Source organism: Cellulosimicrobium sp. 22598, assembly GCF_052044445.1.
Taxonomy (GTDB): Bacteria; Actinomycetota; Actinomycetes; order Actinomycetales; family Cellulomonadaceae; genus Cellulosimicrobium; species Cellulosimicrobium cellulans_G.
This window is the reverse complement of the sequence record NZ_JBQEMZ010000002.1, coordinates 339,274-363,077: the sequence shown is the minus strand read 5'-3', so window position 1 is coordinate 363,077 and position 23,804 is coordinate 339,274. Positions and strand designations below refer to the sequence as shown.

Here is a 23,804-nt window from a genome sequence, read left to right as displayed (position 1 = left end):
GTAGGGAGGGCGCCGCGTCAGGTTCGTGGCGCCCCCGGCAGCGGCAGCCAGTCGAGGACGTCCTGGATCGTGCGGTCCCAGAAGCCCCACTCGTGGGTCCCGGGCGAGAACTCCGACCGCAGCGCCACGCCGGACTCATCGGCCACGCGCTCGAACGCCCTGTTGCCGTCGACGAGGAAGTCCTCCGTCCCGCACGCGAGGAACAGGTCGGGGAGGTCCGCCGTCCGACCCTCGGCGGCAGCCCGGCGCAGCAGCGCGAGCAGGTCGTCGTCGGAGCCCGCGATCTCCCGCTTGCCGAACACGCGCTCGATGTCGGGCAGGCGGCGCTCCCGGTACGACTCGTCGGCGAGGTCGAGCACCCCCGACAGGCTCGCCGCCGCCGCGAACCGCTCGGGGTGCCGCAGCGCCCAGCGGAAGGCCCCGTACCCGCCCATCGACAGGCCAGCGACGAACGTGTCCTCGCGGCGCGACGACACCCGGAAGAACTGGTCGACCAGGCTCGGCAGCTCCTCCGACAGGAACGTCCAGTACCGGTGCCCGTGCACCTCGTCGGCGTAGAAGCTGCGCTCCACGCGCGGCATGACGACGGCCAGCCCCCGGTCGGCGACGTACCGCTCGATCGACGTCCGGCGCGTCCAGATCGTCTCGTCGTCGCTCATGCCGTGGAGCAGGTAGAGGACCGGGGCGCCCTCCGCGCGGGCGCTCGCGGACCCGGCCATGCCGATCTGGGTCGCCGTGGCCTGCGGGAGGACGACGGTCATCGTCGTGCTCACCTCGAGCACGTCGGAGTAGAAGGAGCAGCGGACGAGGGCCACGGGTCGCCTCCCGGCGGGTCGGATGTGCCGACGGGGGCGCCCGACGGCGCCCCCAGTCTGCCCGCTGTGAGCCATCGCACGGGCCGCACGCTCCGCTCCGGCGATGAATGAGGCTAGCCTTACCTTGCTCAGTCGCCACGCCGGCGGCGCCACCGTCCTCTGGGAGAGATCCATGCGTCGTCCGACGTCCTCCGCCTCGCGCCGCACCACCGCGGCTGCCCTCCTCGCGCTCGGCGCGCTCGTGCTCGCCGGGTGCTCCGCGGGCGCCGACGACGGCGCCGCCGACGACACGAGCGCGACCCCGGCCGCGGGCGGCGCCTTCCCGGTGACGATCGAGAGCGCCCTGGGCGACGCCGTCATCCCCGAGCAGCCCGAGCGGGTCGTGACCTGGGGCTGGTCGACGCAGGACGCGGTCCTCGCGCTCGGGGTCGTGCCCGTCGCGATGCCGCGCAACGACTACGGCGGCGGCGAGACCGGGATCCTGCCGTGGGACGAGGACGCGATCGAGGAGCTCGGCGGCGAGACCCCGACCCTGCTCTCGGGCTCCGACACGGGCGAGGTCCCGTTCGAGGAGATCGCCGCGGCGCAGCCCGACGTCATCCTCGCGCCCTACTCCGGCATCACGCAGGAGGAGTTCGACCGGCTGTCCGAGGTCGCGCCCGTCGTCGCGTACCCGGACCAGCCGTGGGCGCTGCCGTGGCAGGACCAGCTCGAGATCGTCGGGACGGCGCTCGGCAAGAGCGACGAGGCGGCGGCGCTCCAGTCGGAGACCGACGCGTACGTCACCGCGCTCGCCGACGAGCACCCGGAGCTCGACGGCACGACGTTCGTCTACGCGTCGGCCAACACCCCGGGCACGCTCAACGTCTTCCGGGCGGACGACCCGCGCGTCGACCTGCTCGAGGACATGGGCATGACGCTCAGCCCGAGCGTCGCCGAGCTCGACGCCTCGCCCGACGACGGCACGTACTTCTACGGGCTCAGCGAGGAGCGACTCGGCGAGATCGACACCGACGTGCTCGTCATGTACTTCGGCTCTCAGGACGAGGTCGACGCGTTCACGGCGCTGCCGTCCGTCGGCGCGATGGAGTCGGTGCAGCAGGGCCGGTTCGCCCCGATCGTCGGCGAGTCGTTCGTCATGGCGAGCAGCGCCCCGACCGTGCTCTCCATCCCGTGGATGCTCGACCAGTACGTCCCGCAGCTCGCCGAGGCGGCCGCCGCGTCGAAGTGAGCCGTGGGGGGGGGGGGGGGGGGGGGTGGCGGAGGTGGGGAGGGGGGGCGCCCGCCGCGGAGAAGTGACCCGTGCGGCCGCTTCGTGCGCGACGCGCCCGCGGCGGCGGGATCAGCCGCCCAGGGCGTCCAGCAGGCGCCGGACCGACGTCCCGAGGCCCCACCGCTCCGTGAGCTCGGCGAGCGTGTCGGGGTCCGCGGGGGCGGTCGGGAGCGCGTCGTGGACCTCCCCGACGGGGGCGTCCGGCGCGACGCGCACGACGAGCGGCGCGACCTCCAGGTAGGCGGCCGCCTCGGTGAGGCGACGGCGCTGGGTCGCCGTCAGGTCGGGGTCGCCCGCCTCGCGCGCCGCGAGCACGCCCGCGAGGTCGCCGAACCTCGCGAGCAGCGCGACCGCCGTCTTCTCCCCGATGCCGGGGACGCCGGGCAGGCCGTCGCTCGGGTCGCCGCGGAGCACCGCCATGTCCGCGTACGCCGCCCCCGTCGGGATCCCGTACCGCTCCGCGAGCCGCGCCTGGTCGACGACGTCGAGGTTCTTCACGCCCTTGGTCGGGTAGAGGACGCGGACGCCCGCGGCGTCGTCGACGAGCTGAAACAGGTCGCGGTCCCCGGTGACGACCTCGACGGCGGCCCGGCCCGACGCGTCCGGCGCCACGCCCTCGGTCGCGCGCCGCGCGACCTCGCGCGCGGTGAGCGTGCCGATGACGTCGTCGGCCTCGTACCCCGCCGCGCCGACGCGGGCGATCCCCAGCGCCGCGAGCACGTCGACGATCACCGGGATCTGCGCGACGAGCTTCTCCGGGACCTCCTCGACGCCCGTGGTCCCGGGCACCTTCTCGGCGACCCGGTGCGCCTTGTAGGACGGGATGGCCTCGACCCGGAACGCCGGCCGCCAGTCCACGTCCCAGCACGCGACGAGGCGCGACGGCCGCCGGTCCGTGACGAGCGTCGCGATCATGTCGAGCAGGCCGCGCACCGCGTTGACCGGCGTGCCGTCCGGGGCCTTGATCGAGTCGGGGACCCCGAAGAACGCGCGGAAGTACAGGCTCGCCGTGTCGAGCAGCATGAGCTCGCCGCCCGCCGTCGCGGGGGTGCTCGAGGGGGCGCCGTCGTCCGTGCTCTGCGTCATGCCGCCATCCTGCCGCACGGCCCCGACACCCGGCCCGGCGGGGGTGCCGCGGTCCTCACCGCGCCGTTGGGCGACGCGCGCGGTTCACTGGTGCCGTCGACTGCTGCACGGAGGTGAGCGTCATGTCCACGACGGCACGGCGAGGAGCCGGCGCGGCTCTCGCCCTCGCGGTGATCCTGCTCCTGGGAGCCTGCGCGGCCGGGCCGAACGTCGCCGCGAGCCCCGGCGGCTACGGGTTCTGGTGGGGGTTGTGGCAGGGCATGATCCTGCCGATCACGTTCATCGTGTCGCTCTTCACGGACACCGTGAGCATCTACGAGGTCGACAACAACGGGAACTGGTACGACGTCGGGTTCATGCTCGGCATCGCCCTGTTCTCGGGACCGGTGATCGCGCTGCGCGGGCGCCGGTAGACGGCTCGACACCCGCGCCGCCGCGCGGCCGGTCAGACGGCGGCCGGTGCGGGCTCGATCTTCGTGCGCCCGACCAGCACGACGACCGCGAGGACGACCATCGTGAGGACGGCGACCAGGGGGAGGACCCGGGTCTCGCCCTCGACGACGAAGTTCGACACGAGGGAGAAGTCCCAGGCGCCGTGCACGAGCGCGGGGACGAGGATGCCGCCGGTGCGGCGTCGGATCAGGTAGAAGAAGTAGCCGGCGATGATCGTCGCGACGACCTGCGCGAACGCGCCCGGTCCCTCGGTGAACAGGTTCGACGCGTGCGCGAGGCCGAAGATCAGCGTCACCCAGAGTGCGACCTTGCCCTCCGAGAAACCGTCGGTGCGGAACACCGCCACGCCGAGGCCGCGGAACATGAGCTCCTCGCCGAACCCCACGAGGAGGCAGGACAGCAGGAGGAGCAGCGTGAAGGCCGCGCCCTTCGCGGCGAGGCCACCGTAGTTCGTCACCAGCAGGATGCTCACCGCCATGACGACGGGGACCGCGACCAGCCACGACCGGACCGGGCGGTCGTCCGTCCACACCGGACGCCACCAGCGGAGGAACGAGATGACGGCGACGACCAGGACGACGGACAGGCCGACCGGCAGCGTCATGGACCGCCACAGCTCGTCGATGCTCGTGGGCGCGGCGTACTTCGCGTCGATCCCGCGCGTCAGCAGGAAGCCGAGCCCCTGGATGAGGGCGAGGTAGACGACGACGAGCACGACGAAGCCGAGAACGGAGAGCCGGCGGCCCGTGCCTGTCGCCTGCGCGGTGCGGAGGGTGTTCATGGTTCCTGCCTCTCGGGGCCGGCGCAGCAGACGGGAGCGTCACGCCGAGCGTAGGGACAGGGCGGGCAGGGCGCGCGGCGAAGCGGCCCGGGGCCGTCAGCGCGGTCGCGACGTCAGGCCGTCGACCCCGGCTTCGTCGCCCGCACGATCGCACCGTGCATGCCGTCGGCGACCTCGTGGGTGAACGTGACGTCGGGATCCACGAACCCTGCGGCGGTCAGGCCGTCCAGGTACTCCGTGCGCGAGAGGGCGCCGGCGACGCAGCCCAGGTGGCTGCCCCGCTCGGCCCGGTCGGCCGCGGTGAGCCGGTCCTCGGCGACGACGTCCGAGATGCCGACGCGGCCGCCCGGGACGAGGACGCGGAAGACCTCGGCGAGCACCGCGGGCTTGTCGGGGGACAGGTTGACGACACAGTTCGAGATGACGACGTCCACCGCGGCGTCCTCGAACGGCAGGTCCTCGATGGTGCCCCGCCGGAACTCGACGTTCGTCGCGCCGGCCTCGGCGGCGTTGCGCCGGGCGAGGTCGAGCATCTCGTCGGTCATGTCGACCCCGTAGGCGAACCCGGCGGGGCCCACGCGCCGCGCGGAGAGCAGCACGTCGATCCCGCCGCCCGAGCCGAGATCGAGCACGCGCTCGCCCGCGCGCAGCTCGGCGACGGCGGTCGGGTTGCCGCAGCCGAGGCTCGCCAGGACCGCCGTCGTCGGCAGCCCGACGGTCTGCCGCGCGTCGTACAGGCCCGGGCCGAAGACCGGGGCGGACGCCGCGGACCCGCAGCACGCGGACGTCGTCGTGCAGCACCCGCCCTCCACCGCGGTCCCCGTCGCGGCGACGGTCGCGGCCTCGGCGTACCGGGCCCGGACCTGCTCGTGCACCTCGCGGTAGGTCGTCATGGTGCTCAATCCTCAGATCGATGAACGTCGATACGAGGACGATGGTGCAATGCATCGACATCTGTCAATACGTCTGCGAGAATCACCGCATGACCACCCTCCTGCCGATCGCGGCCACGACCGGCGCCTGCTGCGGCCCGGCCGAGGCCGGCGGCCTCGACGCCGCCGCCGCGCGCGACGTGGCCGTCACCTTCAAGGCCCTGGCCGACCCGGCGCGCGTGCGGCTGCTGTCGATCATCGCGGCCCGGCCCGACGGCGAGGCGTGCGTCTGCGATCTCACCGACCCGCTCGGTCTGTCCCAGCCGACCGTCTCCCACCACATGTCGACGCTCGCCAAGGCCGGTCTCGTGACGCGCGAGCAGCGGGGCAAGTGGGCGTACTACGCGGTCGCGCCCGGCGCGCGCGACCTCGTCGAGCGCGCCGTCCGCACCGTCCTCGCCGACGCCCCGGCGGTGGCGCGGTGAGCGCGGGGACGGGCCGGCCGAGCGTGCTGTTCGTCTGCGTCCACAACGCCGGGCGCTCGCAGATGGCCGCCGGGTTCCTGCGCACGCTCGGCGGCGACGCCGTCGAGGTCCGCTCCGCCGGGTCGATGCCGGGCGACCGGATCAACCCCGTCGCCGTCGAGGCCATGCGCGAGGTCGGGATCGACCTCACCGGCGAGCAGCCCAAGGTCCTGACGTCGGACGCGGTGCAGGCGTCCGACGTCGTGATCACCATGGGCTGCGGCGACGCCTGCCCGTTCTACCCCGGCAAGCGGTACGAGGACTGGGTCCTCGACGACCCCGCCGGGCAGGACCTCGACGCCGTCCGCCCGATCCGCGACGAGATCCGCGGGCGCGTCGTCGCGCTGCTCGACTCCCTCGGTCTCCCCGCGGGCGACCAGCAATCCGCTTGAACCCGGCGGGGCCGGGGCAGCAGGCTCGTGCCGTGACCGACCTCCTGCTCCGCCCCGCCCACCCCGACGACACCGACGCGCTGGTCGACGTGTGGCGACGGGCGGTCGAGGCCACGCACGACTTCCTCACCCCGCAGGACGTGGCTGACCTGGAGGTCGGGGTGCGCGACGAGTACCTGGGGGCCGTCGACGTGTCGGTCGCGGAGCGCGACGGCCGGGTGGCGGGGTTCGTCGGGACGGTGGGGCACCGCGTCGAGATGCTGTTCGTCGACCCGGACCTCCACGGCCAGGGGATCGGGCGCGCGCTGCTGGCCCACGCCGGGCGGGACCACCCCGTGCTCGAGCTGGACGTCAACGAGCAGAACCCGGCCGCGCTCGGCTTCTACCGCGCACTGGGCTTCGAGGTCACGGGGCGGTCCGCGACCGACGGCCAGGGCCGCCCTTTCCCACTGCTGCACCTGCGTCGGGAGGCATGACCTCGACGGCGACCGATGAGCGGGCGCGCCCAGGCCGGTCGACCCTGGGGAGAGCGGGCCGTCCGGCCCGCGCGACCCCAGGAGGCGACATGCTCGGCAAGGCGTTCAGCGGGTTCTCGGTCGACGACGTCGAGGCGGCGCGGCACTTCTACGGCGACCTGCTCGGGCTCACGGTCGAGGGCGACGACCTGCTGTGGATCCGGGTGCCCGGCGACTCGGGCGTGCTCGTCTACCCCAAGGGCGACGCGCACGAGCCGGCGTCGTTCACCGTCCTCAACTTCCCGGTCGACGACGTCCCCGGCACCGTCGCGGCCCTGCGCGAGCGCGGCGTCGCGTTCGAGAAGTACGCGGGGACGCCGGTCGAGACCGACGACGACTTCGTGTTCCGCGGCGGCGGCCCGCTCATCGCGTGGTTCACCGACCCCGCCGGCAACGTGCTGTCGGTCATCCAGGACGACGACGTCTGAGGCTGCCCGCCCGCGGAACTACGGTCTTCCGGCGCGCGACCGCGCCTCTACCTCGGGGGACCACGCCTCTACTTCGGGGGACCACGCCTCTACCTCGTGGGGCCAGGGCTCTACCTCGTGGTGCCGAGGCCCTCCTCACGGGCCCGGACGATCGCGGCGGAGCGGTCGCGGACCGCGAGCTTGGCGAGCACGTTCGCGACGTGGTTGCGGACGGTCTTGGGGCTGAGCACCAGGCGGCGCGAGATGGAGGCGTTGTCGAGCCCCGCGGCGACCAGGTCGAGCACCTCGCGCTCGCGGTCGGTGAGCTGCGGGAACGGCACGCGCGCCGCCGCACGTCCGCCCACGACGTACGCCATCGCCCGGTCGGCGACCGAGGGGGAGAGGATCATCGCGCCGTCGGCCACGGCGTGGACGGCGCGCTCGACCTCGGCGGGGCTCGCGGACTTGACGAGGAAGCCGCGCGCCCCGGCGCGGACGGCCGCGACGACGGCGTCGTCGTCCTCGTGCATCGTGACGACGAGCACGCGCGCGACCGGGCGCGCCCGCACGAGGTCGCGCGTCACGTCCACGCCCGAGCCGTCGCCGAGGTCGAGGTCCATGAGCACGACGTCGGCGCTCGACCCCGTCTCGGGCGGGTCGCCGCCCGGGTCGAGGCCGAGCAGCGCGCGCGCCTCGGCGGCGGACGCCGCCTGCCCGACGACGCGCACGCCGTCGAACGAGTCGAGCAGCGCCGCCATCCCGAGGCGGAAGACGGGGTGGTCGTCCACGACCGCCACACGGATCACGACGCGGCCTCGCGCGCGAGCGCCCCGGTCGGGACGAGCGGGAGGGTGGCGCGCACGCGCGTGCCCGGTCGCTCGCCGTCGGGCCGTACGGCGGTGACGTCGAGACGCCCGCCGAGCTCGTCCGTGCGCTCGCGCAGCGACCGCGATCCGACGCCGCGGGTCGCGCCGGGAGCGATCCCGCGCCCGTCGTCCTCGCACGTGACGAGGAGGCAGCGGTCGCCGAGCCGGACGGTCAGCCGGCACTCGTCGGCCCCGGAGTGCCGCGCGGCGTTCACGACGCTCTCGCTCGCGATCGCGTAGGCGGCCGCGGCGACCCGCGGGTCGAGGCCGTCGCACGGGTCGCACCGCACGTCCACGACGAACCCCGCGAGCGCCTGGCGGCCCGCGAGCTCGCCGAGCGCGACCTCGAGCCCGTGCTCGTCGAGCGACGGCGGCAGGAGGCTGCGCGAGAGGGTGCGGACGTCCTCGACGCGCTGGGCCACCTCGGTGCCGAGGGCGTCGAGCACGGCGGCTGCCGCGGCGGGGTCCGTCTCGAGCGTGTTCCGTGCTCCCTGCAGCCCCAGGCGCAGGCCCACGAGCCAGGGCCCGACGCCGTCGTGCAGCTCCCGGCGGATGACGCGCCGCTCGGCGAGGCGGGCGCGCGTGGTGGCGTCGCGCGCCTCCTCGAGTTCGCGCGCGCCCTGCGCGAGCGCGAGGCCCGCACCGAGCACGGGCAGGAGCTGGTCCAGCGCGTCGCGCGTCCGGGCGTCGAGCCGCTCGCCCGCCCGCGCGACGACGTGGACCCGGCCGAGCACGCGACCGCCGTGCACCACGGGGAGCGAGGCCGTCTGCCCGGTCGGCCGCGACGTCGGCCCGACCCAGGCGGTGCCGGGAAGGTCCTCCGGGGAGCCGGGCGCCGTCGGGCGGTCCGGCGTGCGCTCGATCGTCACGCTCTCCAGGCGCAGCGCCTCGCGCACGCCCACCGCGAGGCTCACGACGAGGTCGTCGGCGGTCGACGCCGACGACAGGTGGCGGCCGACGCTCAGCGCGGCACGACCCGGGTCGTTGCCCTCGCCGTAGACGAGCGTGCGGACCCGGCGCCGCAGCCACGTGTGCAGGGGCTGGACCGCGAGCGCGACCCCGACCGCCGCGACGACCTGCGCGGCGGGGCCGTCGACGACCGTCGTCGCGAGCACGACGACGACCGCGTAGACGACCGCGAGGCCGACGGCCAGCATCGCGGCGACGGTCGCTCGTGAGAGCACGAGGTCGATGCCCCACAGCCGGTTGCGCAGCACGCACACGAGGATGGCCGCGGGGAACAGCGCCTGGCACGCGAGGTGCGTGAGAGGGAGCGCGAGGATGACGTCGGCGCTCGCCCAGGTCCCGAGCAGCGGGAGGAACGACAGCGCCATGAGCGCGGTCCCGAGGGCGAGCAGCCCCAGGCCCCGGCGCTCCTCGACCGGCCCGCGCCGCCACCGCCACGCCGTCGCCGCGGCCGTGACGAGCCCCATGACGACGACGCCGACGATCGCCGGGCGCGGGTCGTCCGCGGGGGCGAGGAAGAAGAAGGCGATGGACGCGATGCCGCCCGCGACGCCGCACCACGCGCCCGCGCCGAGCCGGCCGCCCCGCACGAACCACGGGACGAGGACGAACAGCCCGACCGTCCCGGGGACCCAGGCCCACCCGTAGGCGTCCGCGAGCGGCGTGAGCGGCGGCAGGCCGGGGTGGGTCGAGGCGTAGCTGCGCCACGCGCCGCCCAGGGCCGCGACCCCGCCGCCGATCCCGGCGAGCGCGACGAGCCAGCCGACGACGTGCGGCCGCCGCACGAGGATCACGGCGGCGACGGTCCCGTACACGAGGGCGACGGTCGCGTCGACGACGACGAACAGCAGGTCGCCCAGCAGCAGCGGCACCCCGGACGTGAGCTGGAGCGCGAGCGCGGACACGCCGAGCACCCAGGCGAGGACGCCGATCGTCCAGCCCGTGCGGGGCATCCCGGCGCGGCCGGGCCCGGGGTCGGCCACGGGCCCACGGTAGGGCCGGGGCACGCGCGGCGAGAAGGGCCCGGGCGGGAGATCACCCGGCCGCGGCCGACGACGAGATCGGCGGTCCCTGCCCAGGTCGGCGGTCCGGACCGCCGACCTCGACCGGACGTGCCGATCTCGCCGCGTGCTGCCGATCTCGCGGGTCGCGCTCAGCGCCGGTCCCCGAGGGCGAAGCCGAGCGCGGTGACGAGGAGCCAGATCGGCCCGACGAAGCCCGCCATGTACTGCAGCGGCGACAGGCCCGCGAGGAGCGCGATCCCGCCCAGCACGAACCCGACGACGCCGATCCAGCGCGGTGCCGCCGCGTGCCGCAGCGCGGCGACGCCGAGCGCGACGCCCGCGACGCCGGCACCGACCCACAGCCACGGGATCGTCGCGACCCAGTCGCTGTAGAACGCGCCCGACTCGGGGACGATGAGCGCGGTGTCGCCGAGGCCGAAGAGGAACTGCGTGTCCAGGCCCGAGCCGAGCAGCCCCGCGACCGAGACGAGCACGAGCCCCCAGCCCGCGACGGTCGGCAGGAGCGACCCGGCGGGCGCCTGCGCGTCGAGCCGCCGCTTGAGGCCCGCCGCGAACACGAGCACGAGGAGCGCGCACGCGATCGTCGCGGTGTGGAAGAGGATCTGGGTCCCGGTGCGGCCCGCGAGGTCGGCGACGATCGCGTCGGCGTCGCCCGCGGTCTCCTCCCAGTTCACGCCGAGCGCCATCGAGGACTGGATCGAGACGAGCCCCAGGACCCCGGCGACGACGCCGGTCCAGGCCCACGCGCGGGGCGTCGTGCCGCGCGAGCGGCGGGTCGGGTCGCCGGCGAGCGGCGACGGGGCGGTGAGCGAGCTGTCCTGCATGGGACGACCTTCCGTCAGGGCCGCCTGTCCCGCGGCCGGGGGCCCGCCACGTGCTGCGACGGTCCCCGCAGCGTCGACCGGGCGGCGTCCCGGGCCCCAGGGGCAGGCGTCCCGACCAGCCGGGCGGATCCGGGCGGCTCCGGTGGCACCCTGCGGAAGGCGACCGTAGCGTCGGGTCGCCCGGTGAGCCGGTCACCGGCCCGAGCGCGGGAGGCGGGGATGACGGTGCCCTCGGACAGCGACCGACGCGGGGCGGTCACCGACCCGACCACGACGACGGCTCCCGCTCCGCCGGGGCGTGTGCTCCGGCTGCTCGTCCCCGCCGCGCAGCGGCGGCCGCTCGTCGACGTCGCCGACCGGCTCGACCTCGACGTCGGCGACGTGCGGGCCAAGCGGTCCGCGTTCTGGGCCATGCTCGTGCTCTCGGGCGTGATCGCCGTCGCGGGCGTCGTCACCGACTCCACGGCGACCGTCATCGGCGCGATGATCATCGCCCCGCTGTCGACGCCGATCCTCGGGATCGGGCTGGGCGTCGTCGCCGGCGAGCCGGGCACGATCGGGCGGTCCGTGGCGTACGTCGTCGGCGGCCTCGCCCTCGTCGTCGCGATCGGGATGGTCGCGACGCTGGTGCTCCCCGCGACCACCGACGTCCTGTCGAACTCTCAGGTGACGGGCCGGACGTCGCCCGGCGTGGGCGACCTGGCAGCCGCCTTCGCGACCGGCTTCGCGGGAGCGATCGCGCTCGCCCGTCGCGACCTCGGCGACGTGCTGCCCGGCATCGCCATCGCGATCTCCCTCGTCCCTCCGCTCGGGGTCGTCGGGGTCTGCCTGGGGGAGGGGCAGCCGTCGCTCGCCGCGGGCGCGCTGCTGCTCTTCGTCTCGAACGCCGTCGCGCTCGTCGTGGCCGCGACCGTCGTCTTCTCCGGCGCCGGCTACCTGCGGGAGGCGCGCGCCGCGCGGCAGGGCGCACCAGCCCCACGGCGCCGGGTCGCCACCGTCGTCGCGCTCGTCGCGGTCCTCGTCGTCGCCGTCCCCATGGTGGCGAACACCGTGCAGGCGGCGCTCGCGGACCTCTGGCTCGGCCAGACGCGCGCCGCCGCGGAGGACTGGCTGTCCGGGACGGACGACGCGTCCGTCGACACCGTGCGGTGGGAGGGTCAGGACCTCGTCGTCGAGGTGCGCAGCCCGGGGGACCTGCCCGACGTCGCGACGCTCCAGGCGCAGGTGGACGAGCTCGTCCCGTGGGACCCGCAGGTCGTCGTCGTCCACACCGTCGGGGAGCGCGTGGCCCCCGAGGGGTGACGGTCGAGCACTCCAGCAGGCTCGGCGCGCAGAGCACGCCCACCCCTCCTACGGTGGCCCTGACGTCATGGGCGTCGTCGGGGTGGCACCCGCCGTCCGGTCACCGGTGCCGCGAGAGGGGCCGTCGCATGTCCGATCGGTACGACCAGATCGCCGGGGTGTCGTTCGAGGGGGGCTACCCGTCGCCCGACGCGCGGCGGGCGCTCGACGACGAGCTCTTCTTCCAGCGCGCCACACAGGTGTACCTGTGGTCGCTGCCCGCGGTGAACATGTACGCGATGAAGGTCGGGCTCGGCAAGGTCGCCGGCACCGGGTACAACGTGATGTCGGTCGGGGAGAAGCGGCTCAAGCCGCGGACGGTCATCACGACGCCGAACTCGGACGTGATCTACGGGCTCGCGTTCGCGAACCTGGCGGAGACCGGTCCGCTCGTCATCGAGGCGCCCCCGCACCTCCAGGCGCTCCTGGACGACTTCTGGCACCGCCCGCTGACGGGCCCGACGCTCGACGGCCGGACGTTCCTGGGCGACATCGGCCTTCCCGGACCGGACCGTGGCGAGGGGGGCCGCTACCTCGTGGTCCCCGAGGGGTACGAGGGCGAGGTCGACCACGACGAGTACTTCGTCTACACGAGCGGCACCGACGGCGTCTTCCTCTTCGTCCGCGGCTTCTTCCGCTCGAACGACGACCTCGCCCCCGGTGTCGCCGCGGTGGAGGGGATCACCGTCCGCCCCCTGCACGGGGAGGCGCTGCCCATGCGCTTCGAGCACGTCTCCGACCGTCCGGCCGACGCGTTGTTCCCCCGCGGCGCCGCGTACTTCGACATGCTCGACGAGTTCGTCCAGTCCGACCGCGTCGACGCCGTCGACCCGTACATGCACGGCATGCTCGCGGCGCTCGGGATCGTCAAGGGTGGCGACTTCCGGCCCACCGAGAGGCAGCGTGCGCTGCTGGAGGCCGCCGCGGTGACCGGCCGGAAGATGGCGAAGAACGTCGCGGCGAACTTCGACGAGCAGGACCGTGCGCTCTGGTGGGAGGACCGCCGCTGGGTCGCGCACGTGCTGACGGAGCAGGACGACTTCATGCACACCCTCCTCGACGAGGAGTGGCGCTGGCGGACGACCGGGCACACGCACACCGACGCCAAGGCGCACATGTACGTCAACCACTACTCGATCAGCACGGGCATGATGTCGTCCGTCGTCGGGATGGGCGCCAAGTACGGCAACGCCTACAAGGACAGCGAGGGACGCTACCTGCGCGGCGAGGCGACGTACCGGCTGGACATGCCGGCCGACCCGCCCGCGAGCCTCTTCTGGTCCGTCACGCTGTACGACGCGGACACCGCGGCCGGGGTCGACGCCGAGGGCCAGGAGTTCCCGTCGCTGAACTCCATGGACGACCTGGTCCGCAACGACGACGGCTCGGTCACCTTCCACGTCGGCCCCGAGCGCCCCGCGGGTCCGGCGAACTGGCTGAGGACCGTCCCGGGGCGGGGCTGGTTCAGCCTGTTCCGGCTCTACGGCCCGACCCAGCCGTTCTTCGACCGCGAGTACAAGCCCGGCGACTTCGTCCACGTCGAGGGCTGACCGGCCTCCGGATGCGGTCCCGAGACGCCGCTGACATGCTCCGAACCATGTCGACTCCGAAGCCAGCGACGCCTGCGATCGTCGCGCAGAACTCCGCCCTCCTCCGGTCCCTCCCCTTCTCGGACACCCAGGACTTCGACGACGTCGCCCGTGGCCTCGTGGCTCGTCGTGAGCCGAGCGCGATCACGGACGCCGACGGCAACGTCGTGTGGGACATCGCGACCTACGGGTTCCTCCAGGGTGACGCCCCTGACACGGTGAACCCGAGCCTGTGGCGGCAGGCGCAGCTCACGGCGGCGAGCGGTCTGTACGAGGTCGTGCCCGGCATCTACCAGGTGCGCGGGTTCGACCTCTCGAACGTGACGTTCATCGAGGGCGAGACCGGCGTCATCGTGCTGGACCCGCTGCTCACCAAGGAGACGGCGGCAGCGGCGATCGCGCTGTACCGCGAGCACCGCGGCGACCGACCGGTGACGGGCGTCATCTACACGCACTCGCACGTCGACCACTTCGGCGGGGTCAAGGGCGTCACGACGCAGGAGGACGTCGACGCCGGCCGGGTACCGGTCCTCGCGCCCGAGGGCTTCCTCGAGCACTCGATCGTGGAGAACGTCTACGCCGGCGTCGCGATGGCCCGGCGATCCGCGTACATGTACGGCGCCGCGCTGGCCCGCGGCCCGCAGGGCCAGGTCAGTGCCGGCCTGGGCCAGTCGACCTCGACGGGCGAGGTGACGCTGATCCCCCCGACGGTCGACATCACCACGACGGGGCAGGAGGAGGTCGTCGACGGGGTCCGGATGGTGTTCCAGATGGCGCCGGACACCGAGGCGCCGTCCGAGATGCTCGTGTACTTCCCGGACCACAAGGCGCTGTGCACCGCGGAGGACGCGACGCACACGCTGCACAACCTGCTCACGCTGCGTGGTGCGGTCGTCCGCGACCCGCACGGGTGGGCGCAGTACCTCACCGAGACCGTCGACCTGTTCGGCGGCGAGGTCGAGGCCGTGTTCGCCTCCCACCACTGGCCCACGTGGGGCACCCAGCGGATCGTCGACTACCTGACGATCCAGCGCGACCTCTACGCCTACCTGCACGACCAGACGCTCCGCCTCCTCAACAAGGGCTACGTCGGGTCGGAGATCGCGGAGCAGATGACGCTGCCCCCGGCGCTCGAGAACTCGTGGAGCACGCACGGCTACTACGGCTCCGTGAGCCACAACGTCAAGGCGATCTACCAGCGCTACATGGGCTGGTTCGACGGCAACCCCGCCCACCTGTGGCAGCACACCCCCGTCGAGCAGGGCAAGCGCTACGTGGAGCTGGGCGGTGGGGCGGACGCCGTCGTCGAGAAGGCGCGGTCCGCGTTCGAGCAGGGCGACTACCGGTGGGTGGCCGAGGTGACGAGCCACGTCGTCTTCGCCCAGCCCGACCACGCGGGCGCCCGCGAGCTGCTCGCGGACGCGCTCGAGCAGCTCGGCTACGGGTCCGAGAACGGGACGTGGCGCAACTTCTTCCTGTCGGGGACGACGGAGCTGCGCTCCGGAGGGTTCGGGACCCCGCTGACGTCGGCCTCGAGCGACCTGATCCGCCAGCTCACCCCGGCGATGCTCTTCGACGCCCTCGCGATCCAGGTCGACGGCCCGCGCGCGTGGGACGAGAACCTGTCGATCGACGTCGTGCTGACCGACTCGGGCGACCGGTACCGGCTGCGCCTGTCCAACGGCGCGCTCACGTACTCCGCCGCACCCCAGAAGGGCGACGCCGACGCGGTGCTCACGGCCACGAGCCGCGCGCTCCCTGCGCTGGCGACGGGGGCCGCCACCCCGGAGGCGCTCGCTGCGGCGGGCATCGAGGTGACCGGCGACGCGGGCGTGCTCGCGCGCCTGGTCTCCGTCCTCGATCCGGGCGACCCGGACTTCGCGATCGTCACCCCCTGACCCTGACCCTGACCCTGATCCGTACCCGACGCCCGCGCCGTCCCCGCCCTCGCGGCGGGCGGCGCGGGCGTCGTCGTGCGGAACCTGGACGGCCGTCCCGTTCGCCGCGACGAAGTGGGGGTCGTGTGTCAAGGTCGTGACGACTACGACGTCGACGAGCACGCCCGGGCGTGCCGTGGGCGCAGCGTGACCGGAGGGGCGACGACATGGCGAACGGGCGGGCGACGAGCAGCACCACGCGAGGCGGGTGGGCGCGCGCCGAGCGGCGGGCGAGGCGCCTGCGGCGCACGTGGGCGACCCTGGGGTCGCTCCTCCTCGCGCTGCCGCTCGTGCTCGTGCCGACCGTGCCGGCGGCGGCCGCGACGTGGGGCATCCAGAAGACCGAGCTCAGCACCGGGCCGTACGGGCCGGGCGACCAGGTGCAGTGGGTCGTCACGGTCTCGTGCTCCGACCCGAACGCGGCGCCCTGCGTCCCGACGACCCTGACGGACCCGCTCCCTGACGGCGTCGAGCTGGTCAGCGCCTCGATCCAGAGCGGGGGCGGTGCGACGAACGCGAACCTCGTCGCCGACACGGACGCCGACACGGTGACGTACACCGCCGACAGCGTGCCCAACGGCGGCCAGGTGCAGATCCTCGTCACCGGCCAGGTCTCGCAGGACATCCCGTACGCCGCGAACGGCGTGCCGATCACCAACACGGCGACCGTCGTCTCGGACAACGCCACGCAGCGAGAGGCCAGCGACGACATCACGCCCGTGGTCCCGCTCGTCCTCGGCTCCACGACGACGAAGACGATCGAGCCGGAGGGGGCGCTCGCCGCGCCCGGCACCCCCGCGACGATGACGATCGGGTCGACGAACGAGTCGAACGACCCGGTCGACACCCTGGTCGTCCAGGACCCCGTCGACCCGACCGCGACGCCCAACCCCTTCACCTACCTCGAGTACGTGAGCACGGGCGACGTCACGATGCCCCCGAACGCCACGGAGGTCACCGAGGAGTACTGGGACGGCGACTCGTGGGAGCCGCTCGACGACGGCGTGGACCCGGCGACGGTCCAGGGCGTGCGGTACACGTTCAGCGGTGACATCCAGCCGGGCGCCACGGCGAGCATCCCGGTCAACGTCCAGCAGAGCGCCGCCGTCGAGGACCTCACCGACCCCACCACGATCACCAACGACACGTCGTCGTTCGTGACCCACCCCGAGGGCCAGTCCGACCCGACGACGGCGAGCGACACGTACGTCGTCACGCCCCCGAACAACTCGGTGACGGCGTCGAAGAGCTTCGACCCCGCGACCGTGAGCGCCGGCGACCCGACGACGGTGACGCTCGGCGCGACCAACACGGGCACCCCCGTGACCTCGCTGACCGTCACCGAGCCCGCGCCCGGGACCCCGAGCCCGTTCGAGGGCGACGACCCGATCACGTTCACCGGGTGGGGCACCGACGGCGCGGGCGCCGGGGTGCAGTGGCCCGCGAACGCCGACGCCGCCTCCGTGACGTTCACGTGCGCCGACGGCACGACGACGGACCCGGTCCCCGCGACCGCGCCGAACACGCTGCCGGACCCGCCGGACGGGTGCGAGGTCGTCGGGTTCAGCATCGAGTACACCGGGAACATCGTCACCGGGGCCACGGCGACCGTGCCCTTCACGGCCGACACGGACCCGGACCAGGAGGCGGACGACGTCACGCACCCGAACCAGGTGCAGGCCGACGTCCCGAGCGCGGACCCGGCGACCGCGGACGCGTCACTGCTGACCCTCGTCGACCGGCTCGCGACGCAGACCACCAAGAACATCTCCCCGTCGACGATCCCGGCCGTGCCGGGCCAGGGCGTCATCGTCCAGCTCCCGACGCAGCTTCTGCCCTTCGGCCCCGAGGGGTCGACGACGAACGCGGACCAGGTCGTGGTCCAGGATCCGACCGACCCGACGAACCCGGACGCCTTCTGGGACCACTTCACGGCGACCGCCGTGCGCTCCACGGACGTGCCGGCCGGCTCCACGCTGACCGTGAACTACTGGGACGGAGACTCGTGGGAGCCCGCCCCCGGATGCGGGCCTTACACCGGCCCGGACACGGTGAGCTGTGACCTCCCCGACGGCGCGCAGGGCGTGCAGTTCGTCTACGACTCGACGGGCGACGGGTTCCCGCCGGGGACGCAGTTCCAGCCGAACTTCGCCGCCGAGTTCACGGGCCCGGAGGGCCTCGACGACCCGGTCGAGAACTGCGGCGCGTCGAGCGCGTCGTCGGGCACCGTGGACGAGACCCCGCTCGCCGCGGGCTGCGACACCGTGGACCCGTACCCCGTGGACGGCAACGGCCCCGGCGACTTCCTCGCGAAGGACTTCCTGGGCGGCGACCCGCCGTCGGTGCTCGCCCGTTCCGACGACGAGGTGACGGCGCAGATCACGTGGTCGACCGGTGGCTTCACCGGCGTCGACCCCCTGGTGATCTCGGACATCCAGAACCCGGAGTCGACGCCGATCGCCGACTCGTTCTACGACGCGTTCGACCTCGTCAGCGTCGACCCGATCGACGGTGCCCTGGACCCGCTGCTCCGGTACGACCAGATCGAGAGCGTCGAGCTCTTCATCGACGGCGCGTGGGTCCCGGCATCGGGCGACCCGTGCCCCGAGGCGTGCGACGGGACCTTCCCCGGCTACACGCTGACGGCCGACGAGCAGGAGTCGGCGACGTCCGTACGCCTGACCTACACCGAGTCCCCCTCGCGCAGCGCGACCCCGGCCGACCCGACGGCACCCGCCGCGGGCGACGGCGTCGCGCGGTCCACGCAGGCCGACGGCCGCCACCTGAACCTCACGTTCCAGACGCGCGACTACCGGCGCAGCGACGACAGCCCCGTGCTCGGCTCGACGCACGGCACGATCTACAACCTGCCCGACGACCCGGGGATGGTGCGGGACACCGCGGAGGGCACGGCCACGTTCGACGGCGACGAGTACACGGACGCCGACTTCGACGACGTCCTCATCATCGACCAGCCGCTGAACGTCACGGTGACGAAGGACTGGACCGGCGGCCCGATCTCCGTGCCGCCGCCCGCCACTCCGGCCGAGTTCTACCCGACCACCACCGTGACCGTCACCGGCACCAACGCGTCCGCGGCGAAGGTGGACCAGCTCCGGCTCGTCGACCCCGCGGACCAGGGCTCGGGCGAGGTGCAGACCGCCGAGGGCACGCACCCCTTCGACACCTTCACCCTCACGGACATCGACCTCACCCCACCAGCGGGCGCGACGTCGACGACCGTGACCCTGACGGACGCGACCGGCGGGACGGCCACCTTCACGGAGGCGCAGGCCGAGGCGCTCCCGGCGTCGGAGCTCCTCATCGTCGTGGGCATCGAGGTCGCGTACGACGGGCTGGTCCTGCCCGGCGCGTCCGGGTCCATGGCGCTCACGCTCCAGCTCCGCGAGACCGACCGGTACACCGGCGAGGCGATCTACGGCGACGACGGCGTGATCGTCGTGGACGAGAACCCGGTGCCCAACGGGTCCGCCGCGACCATCACCGACCCCGGCGGCACCGGCGGGGACGTCCGGCTCGCCAACGACGACGCCGACATGCTCCTCCAGACGGCGTCCATCGAGCTCGCCGTGGAGAAGTCGTTCAGCCCGGCCGCCGTGGTCGAGCCGTTCCACGGTGCGAACCAGTCGGAGACGCCGGTCGTCATGACGCTCACCGGGCAGCCGCTCGGCCCGTCCCGCGCGGTGGAGATGGTGCTGACCGACGACGAGCCGCGGTTCTGGAACCAGTACGACTTCGTCGGGTTCGACCCGAGCGCCGCTCTCGTGACGCCGATCGACCAGGTCCAGGTGGACGCCTTCACGGGGGGTACCTTCACGGGCGACGCGGGCGGCGTCACGGTCACCGGCGGCGGCTGGGAGCTCGGCGAGCCGTCCGGCACGTTCGCCTTGCCCGAGGGCGTCGACCCCGAGGACGTGCAGGGCCTGCGGTTCACGTTCACGCGGGCCGACGGCGCGATCTGGGAGAACCCCGCGACGCCGACGCAGCCGATCCCGATCCAGATCCTGCGTCGCGACGACCTGCGCACGGGCGGCCCGGTGCTGCCCGACCTCGCAGCCAACGCGCCGGCGCCCGGTGAGGCGTCCCCGGGCGTGGCGAGCAACGACGTGCAGGGCACGGTGACCGGGGCCGACCTCGTCGTCGACCCCGAGACCGGAACCACCGGGCCGGTGAGCGCGGAGGACGACGCCGAGGCGTCGATGCTCTACCAGCACGCGACGAACGGTGTCCGGATCGTCAAGGACTTCGACGGGACGGTGACAGGCGGCACCGAGGCACCCGACGCGGTCGTGCCGATGCACATCGCGGTGACCAACACCGGCGACCGAGCGATCGTCGACCCGGTCATCGTCGACGACCCGATGCCGAGCGACCCCGACGGGCCGCAGCTCCGGCTCGCCGACGGCGTCCCCGAGAACTTCTCCTACGCGCTGGAGGACGGGGCGAGGACGCCGGACGACCCGTCGGGCCCGGCCATGCCGACGGACCCCGGCGAGGTGACGGTCGACCAGGAGGGCAACCTCGCGGGGCTGACCTTCACGTTCCCCGAGGGCACCGTGCTCGAGGTCGACCAGACGTACACGATCACCGTGCTCGTGCAGTTCCGCGTCACGCTCGACGCCGGCGCGGTGGTCCACAACACCGCCGGCGTGACCGGTGACCGCCCGTGGGACGAGTGCGTGACCCGGCTGAACGAGGAGAACGGCGCGTGCGAGGCCGACTCCGACGTGACCACGATCCCGGGCGCGGCGATCGCGCAGTCGAAGCTCGTCAAGGCGACGGACGACGACCAGCTCGACGTCATGGTCGATCCGGCCTACGCCGACCCGGCCTACGCGTGCACGCCCGACGCGTCGGGCTTCTACGCGTACCCCTGCACGCCCGTCATCGTGCCCGGGCACGACGAGACCTGGCACATCCGCGTGAACAACGTCGGCAACCTGCCGCTCGACAAGGTCGTGGTCTACGACCGGCTGCCCACACCGGGCGACACCGGCTCCTACGCCACCAGCGAGCCGCGCGACTCCGCGTGGTCCCCGCTGCTCACCAAGGAGTCGCCGCCCTCGGTGGTCAACGCGCCGGCGGGCAGCACGACGACGTTCTACTACACGACCGTCGACGACTACTGCATGGACGACATCGACGACCCGCTGAACGAGCCGCTCTGCCCGACGGACGACCCGACGACCGGCTGGGTCGAGCTCACCGCGGACACGAGCGAGGACACGTACGCGCAGATCACGGCGATCAAGGCCGTGGTCGAGATGGACCCCGACAACCTCTTCCGACCCGGGCAGTTCCTCGCCGTCGAGGGGACGACGACCACGCCGCCCGAGGCCCCCGAGGCCGGGGACCGGTCGATCGCGTGGAACTCCGCCGGCGCGTCCGGCGTCGGGATCGCCCAGAACGGGACGGAGTTCAACATGCTGCCCACCGAGGGCACCAAGGTCGGCGTCGCGACGGCGTCGGGCCCGCTCGCGGTGAACAAGGTCGTCACGGGCGAGGGCGCCGAGAACGCGCCCGACTCGTTCGTGCTGAACGTGCAGTGCACGTCGGCGGTCGGGAGCTGGGTGGAGACGGTGCTCGATCCCATCCCCGTCACGGTCGTGCCGGGAACCCCGACCGTCGTGCCCAACCTGCCGTACGGGGCCGAGTGCACCATCACGGAGGACGGGACGAACGGGCAGACCGAGCTGATCGTGGACACGGTGACGATCGACAGCGAGGACCCCGAGAACCCGACGACGATCACGGCGACCAACCGGTACGACCTGTCGAGCATCGAGATCTCCAAGGAGGTCGTCACCGACGCGGTGGACCAGGAAGGGAACCCGGTGCCGTTCGGCCCGTTCGCGGTCGACGTCGCGTGCACGTTCCTCGGCGAGGACGTCTACGCCGAGGGCTACGACGCCGAGAACCCGATGACCGGCCTCCCGATCGAGGACGGCCAGACGATCGAGCTCACGGACCTGCCCGTCGGCTCGGTCTGCACCGTCACCGAGTCGGGCACGGGCAACGCGTCGTCGGTGACGATCACCGTCGACCAGGGCCTGCCGGGACACCCCGTGACGACCGACGGCCCGGCGACGGACGTCACGCTCACCCCCGACGTGCTCGGGCAGAGCACGAACGACGTCACGCTGACCAACACGTACGACGTCGGGGCGATCGGGCTGCAGAAGGTCGTCGAGGGCGCCGGCGGCCCCGCGTACGGGAGCGGACCGTTCACCGTCACCGTCGTCTGCACGTACGACGACGACGGTGACGGCCCGCTCGCGCCGCGCACCGTCTACGACAGCCAGGTCGTGCTCGGTGGCGCCGGCCCGCTCACCGCACAGATCGCGAACCTGCCGACGGGTGCCGTGTGCGCGATCGAGGAGATCGACGACGGTGGGGCCACCGGCTCCGTCGTCGTCCCCGACACGGTCACGGTCGGCAGCGGTGACGTCGCGAACGTCGTCATCACCAACACGTTCGACCTCGGGACCGTCCAGGTGGACAAGGAGCTCGACGGGCTCGGGGCGCTCTACGGGCCCGGGCCGTTCGAGGTCACGCTGGCCTGCACCTACGGGGTGGACTCGGAGGGCGATCCCGTCACCATCGTCGTCCCCGGCGGTGCCGCGCGGACCTTCGTGCCCGGCCAGCCGGCCGTGTACGAGGACCTGCCCGTCGGGTCCGAGTGCGTGCTCACCGAGACGGACGACTTCGGTGCCACCCACGTGACGATGAGCGTGGACGGCGGCGAGCCCGTGGACGGCACGTCCGTGGACGTCGTCGTGCCGCCTGCCGCCGAGGACGGGTCACCGACCACCACGACCGTCACGGTGACCAACGTGTTCGACACCGCCCCGCTCCTCGTGGAGAAGGTCGTGGACGGCGACGCCGCGGGCTTCGCGCCGTCGATGCCGGACATCCCGCCGCTGCCCGAGCTGCCCGACGAGCCGGTCACGCCCGAGGAGCTCGCCGCCCTCATCGCGCAGCTCGAGGACTTCTACGCGCAGTTCCCGCTCGAGGGCATCCCGTACCGGGCGTCCGTCTCCTGCACGTTCCAGGGCGCCGAGGTCCCGGTCCCGGGAGGCCCCGTGCGGCCGTTCGGGCCGGGCCTGCCGGGCGTCTACTTCGGTCTCCCCGTCGGTGCGGTGTGCACCGTCACCGAGACCGAGACCGGCGGGGCGACGGCGGTCACGGTCGAGCCGAACCCGGTCCAGGTCGAGGAGCGCGTGCTCCCCGGCCCCGCGCAGGTGGTCACCGTGACCAACACCTACGACGCCGGGTCGATCGAGGTCACCAAGGTCGTCGACGGCGACGGCGCCGAGGCGTTCGGTGCCGGGCCGTTCACCGTGAGCGCGGCCTGCACGTTCCTGGGTGAGGCCATCGAGGTGCCCGGCGGTGCCGAGCGCACGATCTCCGGGGGCGAGGTCGCCGTCTACGACGGCCTGCCCGTCGGCGCGGAGTGCGTCGTCACGGAGACGGCGAGCGGCGGCGCCGCCTCGACCACGATCTCCGCGACGGTCGAGGGCGGCGAGCCCGGGGCCGCCACCATCGGTCCGGACCCCGCCCAGGTGATGGTGACGAACACGTTCGACGTCGGCCAGGTCGTCGTCACCAAGGCCCTCGCCGGGCCGGGCGCGTCACAGCACCGGGGCGACGAGTTCGTCGTCTCGCTCGCGTGCACGTGGGACGTCGACGGCGTCGAGACGGACGTCGTGATCCCGGGCGGCGCCGAGCGCACGCTCTCGGCCGACGACGACTGGACCGCCGTCTACGCGCTGGTCCCCCAGGGGGCCGAGTGCACGCTCGCGGAGACCGACGCGGGCGACGCCGAGGCCGTGACGCTCGCCGTCGCGGGGACCGACGTGACGGTCGACCCCGACGACGCGACGCCGACGTCGGACGCGTTCACCGTCCCGACGGGCGACGCCGCCGAGGTCGACGCGACCGTGACCAACGCGTTCCGTGCCACCGGCGGGGGCAGCCTCCCGCCGACCGGCGCGAGCGTCGGCGCGGCCGCGGTGCTCGCGATCCTGCTCACGGGGACCGGCGCGCTGCTGGCCGACGCCCGGCGGCGCGGAACCCGGACCGTGGGCCGCGTCTGACACGCCCCCTGGTCAGGCCGC

At 73.6% G+C, this 23,804-nt stretch carries 17 protein-coding genes; 10 read left to right on the top strand and 7 right to left on the bottom strand.

What is annotated here, in order from left to right; all coding sequences use genetic code 11:
• Positions 1 to 17: 17 nt before the first annotated feature.
• Positions 18 to 815 (bottom strand): alpha/beta hydrolase, encoded by a 798-nt coding sequence (locus ACTJIY_RS04085; protein ID WP_440673247.1) that lies wholly within the window; start codon positions 813 to 815, stop codon positions 18 to 20.
• Positions 816 to 987: 172 nt separating this feature from the next.
• On the opposite strand from ACTJIY_RS04085, the gene ACTJIY_RS04080 reads away from it, so the two are divergent.
• Positions 988 to 2,046 carry an iron-siderophore ABC transporter substrate-binding protein gene (locus tag ACTJIY_RS04080; RefSeq protein ID WP_440673248.1) on the top strand — a complete coding sequence of 353 codons (1,059 nt, stop codon included), beginning with the start codon at positions 988 to 990 and terminating at the stop codon, positions 2,044 to 2,046.
• A gap of 111 nt (positions 2,047 to 2,157) precedes the next feature.
• On the opposite strand, the gene ACTJIY_RS04075 is transcribed toward ACTJIY_RS04080, so the two are convergent.
• A complete protein-coding gene (locus ACTJIY_RS04075; RefSeq protein ID WP_440673249.1) occupies positions 2,158 to 3,174 on the bottom strand; it encodes a 5'-3' exonuclease in 1,017 nt (338 codons plus the stop codon).
• A 122-nt stretch (positions 3,175 to 3,296) separates the two neighbouring features.
• Between ACTJIY_RS04075 and ACTJIY_RS04070 the strand changes: the two genes are divergently transcribed.
• On the top strand, positions 3,297 to 3,587 hold the full coding sequence (locus ACTJIY_RS04070) for a hypothetical protein (RefSeq protein ID WP_440673250.1): 291 nt from the start codon (positions 3,297 to 3,299) through the stop codon (positions 3,585 to 3,587).
• A 32-nt stretch (positions 3,588 to 3,619) separates the two neighbouring features.
• Here the strand turns inward: ACTJIY_RS04070 and ACTJIY_RS04065 are convergent, their stop codons facing one another.
• Entirely contained in the window at positions 3,620 to 4,408 is a 789-nt protein-coding gene (locus tag ACTJIY_RS04065; protein WP_440673251.1) for a CPBP family intramembrane glutamic endopeptidase, read from the bottom strand.
• A gap of 113 nt (positions 4,409 to 4,521) precedes the next feature.
• A complete protein-coding gene (gene arsM / locus ACTJIY_RS04060; protein ID WP_440673252.1) occupies positions 4,522 to 5,301 on the bottom strand; it encodes an arsenite methyltransferase in 780 nt (259 codons plus the stop codon).
• Positions 5,302 to 5,390: 89 nt separating this feature from the next.
• Between arsM and ACTJIY_RS04055 the strand changes: the two genes are divergently transcribed.
• The 4 genes from ACTJIY_RS04055 to ACTJIY_RS04040 all read left to right on the top strand — a co-directional run bounded on the left by ACTJIY_RS04055 (position 5,391) and on the right by ACTJIY_RS04040 (position 7,139).
• Positions 5,391 to 5,765, top strand: coding sequence for an ArsR/SmtB family transcription factor (locus ACTJIY_RS04055; RefSeq protein ID WP_440673253.1), 375 nt, complete (start codon positions 5,391 to 5,393; stop codon positions 5,763 to 5,765).
• A complete protein-coding gene (locus tag ACTJIY_RS04050) occupies positions 5,762 to 6,196 on the top strand; it encodes an arsenate reductase ArsC (RefSeq protein WP_440673254.1) in 435 nt (144 codons plus the stop codon). Before ACTJIY_RS04055 ends, ACTJIY_RS04050 begins: the two co-directional genes overlap by 4 nt.
• Before the next feature lie 32 nt (positions 6,197 to 6,228).
• Positions 6,229 to 6,672, top strand: a complete 444-nt coding sequence (locus ACTJIY_RS04045; RefSeq protein ID WP_440673255.1) for an acetyltransferase — start codon at positions 6,229 to 6,231, stop codon at positions 6,670 to 6,672.
• 89 nt (positions 6,673 to 6,761) lie between these two features.
• Positions 6,762 to 7,139: a VOC family protein gene (locus tag ACTJIY_RS04040; protein ID WP_440673256.1), complete on the top strand. Its 378-nt coding sequence runs from the start codon at positions 6,762 to 6,764 to the stop codon at positions 7,137 to 7,139.
• A 110-nt stretch (positions 7,140 to 7,249) separates the two neighbouring features.
• On the opposite strand, the gene ACTJIY_RS04035 is transcribed toward ACTJIY_RS04040, so the two are convergent.
• The 3 genes from ACTJIY_RS04035 to ACTJIY_RS04025 all read right to left on the bottom strand — a co-directional run bounded on the left by ACTJIY_RS04035 (position 7,250) and on the right by ACTJIY_RS04025 (position 10,799).
• Complete coding sequence (locus ACTJIY_RS04035; protein ID WP_440673257.1) at positions 7,250 to 7,924, bottom strand: response regulator; 675 nt, start codon at positions 7,922 to 7,924, stop codon at positions 7,250 to 7,252.
• A complete protein-coding gene (locus tag ACTJIY_RS04030) occupies positions 7,921 to 9,933 on the bottom strand; it encodes a sensor histidine kinase (RefSeq protein ID WP_440673258.1) in 2,013 nt (670 codons plus the stop codon). Before ACTJIY_RS04030 ends, ACTJIY_RS04035 begins: the two co-directional genes overlap by 4 nt.
• Positions 9,934 to 10,103: 170 nt before the next feature.
• Positions 10,104 to 10,799 carry a hypothetical protein gene (locus ACTJIY_RS04025; RefSeq protein WP_115941637.1) on the bottom strand — a complete coding sequence of 232 codons (696 nt, stop codon included), beginning with the start codon at positions 10,797 to 10,799 and terminating at the stop codon, positions 10,104 to 10,106.
• 219 nt (positions 10,800 to 11,018) lie between these two features.
• Between ACTJIY_RS04025 and ACTJIY_RS04020 the strand changes: the two genes are divergently transcribed.
• The 4 genes from ACTJIY_RS04020 to ACTJIY_RS04005 all read left to right on the top strand — a co-directional run bounded on the left by ACTJIY_RS04020 (position 11,019) and on the right by ACTJIY_RS04005 (position 23,783).
• On the top strand, positions 11,019 to 12,101 hold the full coding sequence (locus ACTJIY_RS04020) for a DUF389 domain-containing protein (protein WP_440673259.1): 1,083 nt from the start codon (positions 11,019 to 11,021) through the stop codon (positions 12,099 to 12,101).
• A gap of 128 nt (positions 12,102 to 12,229) precedes the next feature.
• The gene (locus ACTJIY_RS04015) at positions 12,230 to 13,690 is read left to right on the top strand and encodes a DUF1254 domain-containing protein (protein ID WP_440673260.1); all 1,461 of its coding nucleotides are present in this window, start codon (positions 12,230 to 12,232) and stop codon (positions 13,688 to 13,690) included.
• Positions 13,691 to 13,737: 47 nt separating this feature from the next.
• The gene (locus ACTJIY_RS04010; RefSeq protein ID WP_440673261.1) at positions 13,738 to 15,627 is read left to right on the top strand and encodes an alkyl/aryl-sulfatase; all 1,890 of its coding nucleotides are present in this window, start codon (positions 13,738 to 13,740) and stop codon (positions 15,625 to 15,627) included.
• A gap of 206 nt (positions 15,628 to 15,833) precedes the next feature.
• Entirely contained in the window at positions 15,834 to 23,783 is a 7,950-nt protein-coding gene (locus ACTJIY_RS04005) for a DUF5979 domain-containing protein (RefSeq protein ID WP_440673262.1), read from the top strand.
• The last annotated feature ends 21 nt before the right edge of the window (positions 23,784 to 23,804 follow it).